8 protein-coding genes are annotated in these 6282 nt (G+C 40.1%); 7 read left to right on the top strand and 1 reads right to left on the bottom strand.

Annotation, left to right across the window (positions count from 1 at the left end):
• The 7 genes from KCG35_RS15085 to KCG35_RS15055 form a co-directional block, all read left to right on the top strand.
• A partial coding sequence (locus KCG35_RS15085; protein WP_215820612.1) for a hypothetical protein occupies nt 1-337 on the top strand: 337 nt, incomplete at its 5' end.
• Complete coding sequence (ribC, locus tag KCG35_RS15080) at nt 312-797, top strand: riboflavin synthase (protein WP_215820611.1); 486 nt, start codon at nt 312-314, stop codon at nt 795-797. The genes KCG35_RS15085 and ribC, both read left to right, overlap by 26 nt.
• A gap of 15 nt (nt 798-812) precedes the next feature.
• Nucleotides 813-1541: a hypothetical protein gene (locus KCG35_RS15075; protein ID WP_215820610.1), complete on the top strand. Its 729-nt coding sequence runs from the start codon at nt 813-815 to the stop codon at nt 1539-1541.
• 13 nt (nt 1542-1554) lie between these two features.
• A complete protein-coding gene (gene ribD / locus KCG35_RS15070; RefSeq protein ID WP_215820609.1) occupies nt 1555-2685 on the top strand; it encodes a bifunctional diaminohydroxyphosphoribosylaminopyrimidine deaminase/5-amino-6-(5-phosphoribosylamino)uracil reductase RibD in 1131 nt (376 codons plus the stop codon).
• A complete protein-coding gene (locus KCG35_RS15065; RefSeq protein WP_215820608.1) occupies nt 2685-3419 on the top strand; it encodes an HAD-IA family hydrolase in 735 nt (244 codons plus the stop codon). The genes ribD and KCG35_RS15065 overlap by 1 nt, the downstream gene beginning before the upstream one ends.
• A 14-nt stretch (nt 3420-3433) precedes the next feature.
• On the top strand, nt 3434-4159 hold the full coding sequence (locus KCG35_RS15060) for a riboflavin synthase subunit alpha (protein ID WP_215820607.1): 726 nt from the start codon (nt 3434-3436) through the stop codon (nt 4157-4159).
• 219 nt (nt 4160-4378) lie between these two features.
• Complete coding sequence (locus tag KCG35_RS15055; RefSeq protein WP_215820606.1) at nt 4379-5707, top strand: MFS transporter; 1329 nt, start codon at nt 4379-4381, stop codon at nt 5705-5707.
• A 32-nt stretch (nt 5708-5739) separates the two neighbouring features.
• Here KCG35_RS15055 and KCG35_RS15050 read toward each other — a convergent pair whose 3' ends face one another.
• Nucleotides 5740-6249, bottom strand: a complete 510-nt coding sequence (locus KCG35_RS15050; RefSeq protein WP_215820605.1) for a GNAT family N-acetyltransferase — start codon at nt 6247-6249, stop codon at nt 5740-5742.
• Between the last annotated feature and the right edge of the window lie 33 nt (nt 6250-6282).

Below are 6282 nucleotides of genomic sequence, written 5' to 3'. Positions count from 1 at the left end.
AATGTATAACAGACATTATCGAAAACATATTAAACAACAATGGCTTGAGTGCCTAACGAAACTGACGTTAAGTGATTTAAATATTCGTGTATCAGGTTCACCCAGCTTTGATCTTTATGGACTCCTCACCGGGCAACTTGGTGGAATTATTAACCTATCCCCGCACGCTTTTGATGCACAACCGATTATTGCATGTTTAGCCAATTCATCAGATGTGGTGCTACGAAAAATAAATAATAGTCAAGGTGGATATGGTTACTTTGTAGGACATCCAGCAGTGGTTAAACAGTGGGATTTAGTGATGGAAAATAATGATGAAAAAAGTAGGCATAGTTGATACAGCATTTTCACGTGTAGATATGGCCAAATTTGCAATTCAACAAATTGAGCAAGCAAAGCAAATTTGTAATAGCGAACTTACCTGGTTAAAAACAACCGTTCCTGGACACAAAGAAGTGGCTGTTGAAGCACTTCGCTTATTGGAGCAAGAACAGTGTGATATTTGCATTGTTTTTGGTTGGGTTGGACCTAAAGAGTTAGATTTAACTTCAGCACATGAGGCTGCAATAGCCTTGGCAATGGCTAAAGTTCAAGCTCGAAAACATGTGTTGGAATGTTTTATTTTTGAGTCTCAACATGAGCAGGATGCTTTGTTTGAAGTGGCTTCACAACGTGCGATTGCTCATGCCAAAAGTGCTATTTCTATGATTACGGATGATCCTGCCTGGGTGGTGCATTCGAGTATTGGGGATAGAGAAGGTGAAGCTAATGCCAGTGTGTTGGAAGCGATAGATTAATGGAGTAAGAAGCCCATGAAGACTCATACTACTGATGTGGTCAATTTTACCAACATTGAAGTCGCCAAGCGGTTTGTCGTTGAAGAAATGATCTCTTTATTTGACGGTCAAGGTGAAACGCTGATCATCAGTTATGACGGTGAACCCTATGTTGAAAATGTTGTTAAAATGCTTGCAGAAAATGGATGGGCTACAACTGTCTCTGTGGTGACATTTGACTCTCTTGCATCATTACAGGCGAGTTTGGCAAATCGTGAATATCAACACCGTTATCAGGCGCTTTTTATCTTTAATAGCCTACATCGGTTAACCGATTTACAGGCGCTGGATGAATGTTTTAAGCAAGTGTTGGAGGAAAAAGGTAAACTTCATGTTTCCTGGCCTGCAAGTGGTGCTGTACCTAACACAAAGCGTTTGTCCGAAAAAGAAATAGCAGAAGAACTCACGGGCTCTACATTACAAGCGTTTGATGATCTGCGAAAAGATGATCATAGTTATGTGAATGCGCTACCTTCTTTTCAGTGTCAGCGAATGGTGAAATTTGATTTTGGATTGGCTTTTCAAAATATTGAAGGCTTAAAAAGCTGGCATAAGGGTGGGGCAGATATTCTGTTTGGAGCTGACTTAACTGAAGATGTGCAAGCGCTCAAAGAACGGTATTATCACCAGCTTTATACGTTGTATTTACGTGGTCAGTATCAGGCAAGAATGGCTACTACAGTAGCAGACTTTATTTTGAACTGAGTTTGGATAGTAGATGAACGACGAAGCATACATGAGACGTGCGTTAGAGCAAGCACGGCAAGGACTATGGTCTACATCACCTAATCCCAGAGTAGGGTGTGTGTTTGTTAAGCAGGGTAAAATCATTGCTGAAGGATTCCATCAGCGAGCTGGGGGGCCTCATGCTGAAGTTGCAGCAATTAATCAGGCCAACGATGATTTAGCAGGTGCTACTGCTTACGTGACATTAGAGCCTTGTTCGCACTTTGGTCGTACCCCACCCTGTTGTCAAACATTAGCAAAGTTGAAACTGGAACGTGTTGTAGTGGCAATGACAGATCCTAATCCTGTGGTATCAGGACGAGGTCTTGCGGTGCTTCAAAAAGCAGGGTTTCAGGTGGATGTAGGGATACTGGAAGAGGAAGCTTTGCAGCTCAATCGCGGTTATATCAAGCGAATGAAGCAACAGGGGCCTTGGTTATTTGGGAAAGTTGCGATCAGTATTGATGGGGGTATGGCGCTCGCGTCAGGTGAAAGTAAATGGATTACAGGTGATAAAGCACGCCAGGATGTGATGACGCTTCGAGCGCAAAGTTGTGCCATTCTTACTGGCGTAAAAACAGTTATTCAGGATGATCCGCTGTTAAATGCTCGGTTAGAGCATTTGGGGGAAACCAACAAACCTATGCTTCGTCAGCCAGATTTGGTTATTCTGGATACCCGTCTTTCTATGCCACTTGATGCTAGGTTATTCGGTACTCAAGACAACAGAAACATTGTGGTGGTTGTGGGTAAGGGATTGGCTGATAGTAAAAAGCAACAACAGTTATCTGCTATGGGGGTGGAGATAATTACACTGCCTGTCTATGCAGGTGGTGTTGATCTTAAAGCACTGCAACAGTGGTTAAAAACAACGGAATATAATGAAGTCATGGTAGAGTCTGGACCTACACTAATGAGTCAGTTTTTACGGCAACAGTTGTTGGATGAGTTGGTCGTGTATCAGGCTCCTATGTTGATGGGTAAAGGTTCACAAACAATTTATCAGGTGCAGACTACTCATTTAACAGATGCTGCTCGATTTAAGCTGATAGACAGTCAAGTATTAGGTGACGATATTAGGAGTCGTTATCAGCGAAAAGTTGAAGCTGAGCTGGAAGTTTAATGTATCTACAACCGTATTTCCGTCATCCTCAAGCGATTAGTTTCGACTTAGATGATACCTTGTATGACAATGGACCTGTTATTGACACAGCTGAAGTTGTCCTGATGGACTGGATTCGAAATCAATGTCCAAAGGGTGATGCTCATAATGTTAGCTATTGGGCAGCTTACAAACGACAGGTGCAGGCGGTTCAGCCTGAGTTGGAACATGATGTCACTCAGTGGCGATATGAAACCCTTAAAGCGGGTTTTGAGGCGCTGTCTTTTAATACAAAGCAGTCAGCCAGATTTGCAACAGATGGTGTGGATTTGTTTCTTGTTGAACGTAATAAGGCCAATGTTCCAGTAGAAACCAAAGCATCGCTCGCCAAGCTAAGTGCATGCTTTCCTCTGGTTGTCATTACCAATGGCAATGCTGATGTTGAAAAAATAGGGTTGAAACCATTTTTCACTCACGTATTGTCGGCAGGTATTGATGGTCGTGCTAAACCTTATGGGGATTTGTTCCTGCGTGCTCAAACATTGCTCAACATAGATAGTCAGTATATTTTGCATGTGGGTGATCATTGGCAAGCGGATATAATAGGGGCAAATCAAGCTGGCTTTCAATCATGTTGGTTAAACATGCATCAACAACAGCAGGCAGATACACTACATAAGCCGACTGTTGAAATAAGTCATTTATCAGAATTGGTTGATTTGCTGATACATCAGCAAAGGGACGCTACCCTTTAAAACTGGAGGCAGTTATGTTTACTGGAATCATTCAGGCCGTTGCAACAATAAAAAGTGTGAATGATCACGACAGTATTCGCACATTTGAGATTGAATTTCCTGAAGGTTTTTGTAAAGACCTCACTATAGGTGCCAGTATTGCAGTTGATGGGGTATGCTTAACGGTCACTGAAATGCTTAGCGAAACGGTAGTGAAGTTTGATGTTATATTACAAAGCCTATTAATAACCACTTTGGGTGAACATGAAGTGGGAGGCCAGGTCAATGTCGAACGAGCAGCGAAAGATGGCGCAGAAATAGGTGGGCATCCTTTATCTGGCCATGTGGATTTTCGAACGGCTATTGTTGAAGTGAGTGAATTAGAAGGAAATTGTCGGGTTCGTTTTGATCTGCCTGAATCATGGCGTAAATATATTTTTCCAAAAGGTTATATTGCAATTAATGGTGCTAGTTTAACCGTTTCTGAAGTGAATAAGGAAAAGGGGTATTTCGAAGTCTGGTTGATTCCTGAAACACGCCGAATGACAACTTTTGAGGAAAAAACGACAGGTCACAAAGTCAATATTGAAATTGAGCGTGGCACTCAGGTTGTTGTTGATACGATACAACATACTTTGGAGGACAGTTTAGGGAAATTGTATCCATTGTTAGAGCGCTTGCTTGAGGAGAAAGGCATAGATCTACAAGCGCTTACCACGTCAAAGCTTGCTTTACTTCAGAGTGAAAAGAAAAAAGATTAATAATAGTTCATGCTATTAAAAAAGCTTTATTTAACCGATACCTATCGTAAACCACATTAGCTGTTAGAAACGTAGCATGAATCCCCTACAGTGAAGCGTACTTACACTTTACTGTAGGGGTGTAATTGGACCTGGGTGTGGTGCTGAATACAAAAAAAGAGACTCTTTTGAAGTGCCCTATATACAGGATCGTTCTCTTCCTCTTTAAGAAAAAAATCAATGTCTCACAAAAAAGTATTATTTAGTGTTGCTTTACTGATTTTTTTAGGTTCACTAGAGAAAAGTATTGTCACCACACCGTTGCCTGTTATTGGTCAAGTCTTAAATGCGACAGAACACCTAACGTGGGTGATTACAGCGTATTTAATAGCCGCTACCAGTATTATTCCCATTTGTGGTAAGCTCAGTGACCTTTGGGGGCGTATAAAAGTGATCAACGTAAGCTTGGTCATTTTTATAGTGGGTTCATTGTTGTGTTCATTTGCCACAACCTTAGACGGTCTAATCGTTGCGCGAGCGATTCAAGGTATTGGTGGTGGAGGATTAATATCTTTAGCCTTTATTGTTATTTCGGACGTGATACCTGCACGTGATGTAGGGAAATATCAAGGCTATATTTCATTAATCTATGTTGTGTCAAATGTAACTGGACCGATTCTGGGTAGCTTGTTAACAGAATATATCTCATGGCGAATGATCTTTGCGATAAATCTTCCTCTCGGATTATTAGCTATTTTTATTATAACAAAGACGATCAAACCTTGTACTTCAACAATAAAGCGTAATCTGGATTGGTTAGGCGCAGCATTATTCACGACTTCTACTGGGTTAGTTATTTTGTTAGTCGGTGGGTCAATTAATTTAAGCCCTTTATTACTGTTAATTGCTCTAGGTTGGATTCTGTTTTCAGTAATCTATTTGGCAGTTTCCAAGCGTCCATCATTAATTCCCTGGCATATGTTTAAACTGGATAATTATCTGGCTTGTTTATGCCTAATGGGGGCATCACAAATTATTATGATTGTTGGTCTGGTTTATTTTCCATTACACATGCAATGGCAAGAAGGCATCAGTCTGGTTAATAGTGGGCATGCGATGATTTTATTTACTCTTGGAATCTGTGCTGGTGCCTATGTGGCAGGGAAACAAATTGCTCGTACGGGTTATTATAAAACCTATATTTTTGTGGGTTTTTTATTAAATATAATTTCATTTGCCTTGTTATTCCAAAAGATATTGTTAATACCATTGTTTCCAATTATTGGGTTTGGACTAGGGTGTACATTACCCGCATTAACTTGTGCTGTACAGAATGTCTTGCCTGTTTCAGACCGTGGTATAGGTATGTCATTTTTTGGTTATGTGCGTGAGTTAAGTGGTACATTGGGAATTGCAATGTTTGCTTCAGTGGGTGAGTTGGCTACAGGGTTTAATTTGAGTGTTTATGCATTTATTTATCTTATAACAGCGATCATTACGGGCATTGCATTAATAGGTACTTTGTATACAATTAACGACCGCAATATGTTGTGTAGCTCAGTTAATTAATTGTTATATGCCCACAACGAAGGATTTTAGAATCATTTGTTAAGTGATATTTGGTATTCAATACAGTCTATCTGTAGGCCATTTACGATAGCTTTATTGAGTATAAGTCTTTTTTCTTGGAACCCATTTTTTATCAACACATTTCGGGAAGGCTTGTTTACGATTGAGGCTAGCGCTTTAATACACTTAATATCTTTTTGTTGGGCTAACGTGAGTATTTGTTTAACTGCATATGACGCTACGCCACAGTTAACACTCGCCTGTCCTACGCGGTAACCAAGATATGCACTACCTGTTTTAGTACATATTTGGTGTAAATTAATTCGTCCAATAATTTCATTGTTGTCGCTTATAATAAGCAGAGGTAAACGTTGACTTTTACGATATTGTGCAAGGAAATTTCTAATATGCTGTTGGATACCTTCTGAGCTATAAAATGTAGGTTCCCTTGCTTCAATAAACGATTCAAACCAGTTTTTGTTTTCAAGCTCAAACGTCAGTAAAGCCTGATCATCCTTTTCATTTAACAAACGTAGATGCATTAAAAGATCCTTTATTTGACGACAATAGCAAAT

This window comes from Zooshikella harenae (assembly GCF_018837975.1).
Classification (GTDB): Bacteria; Pseudomonadota; Gammaproteobacteria; order Pseudomonadales; family Zooshikellaceae; genus Zooshikella; species Zooshikella harenae.
The sequence above is the reverse complement of the archived record's forward strand: the minus strand, read 5'-3'. Positions and strand labels throughout refer to the sequence as shown.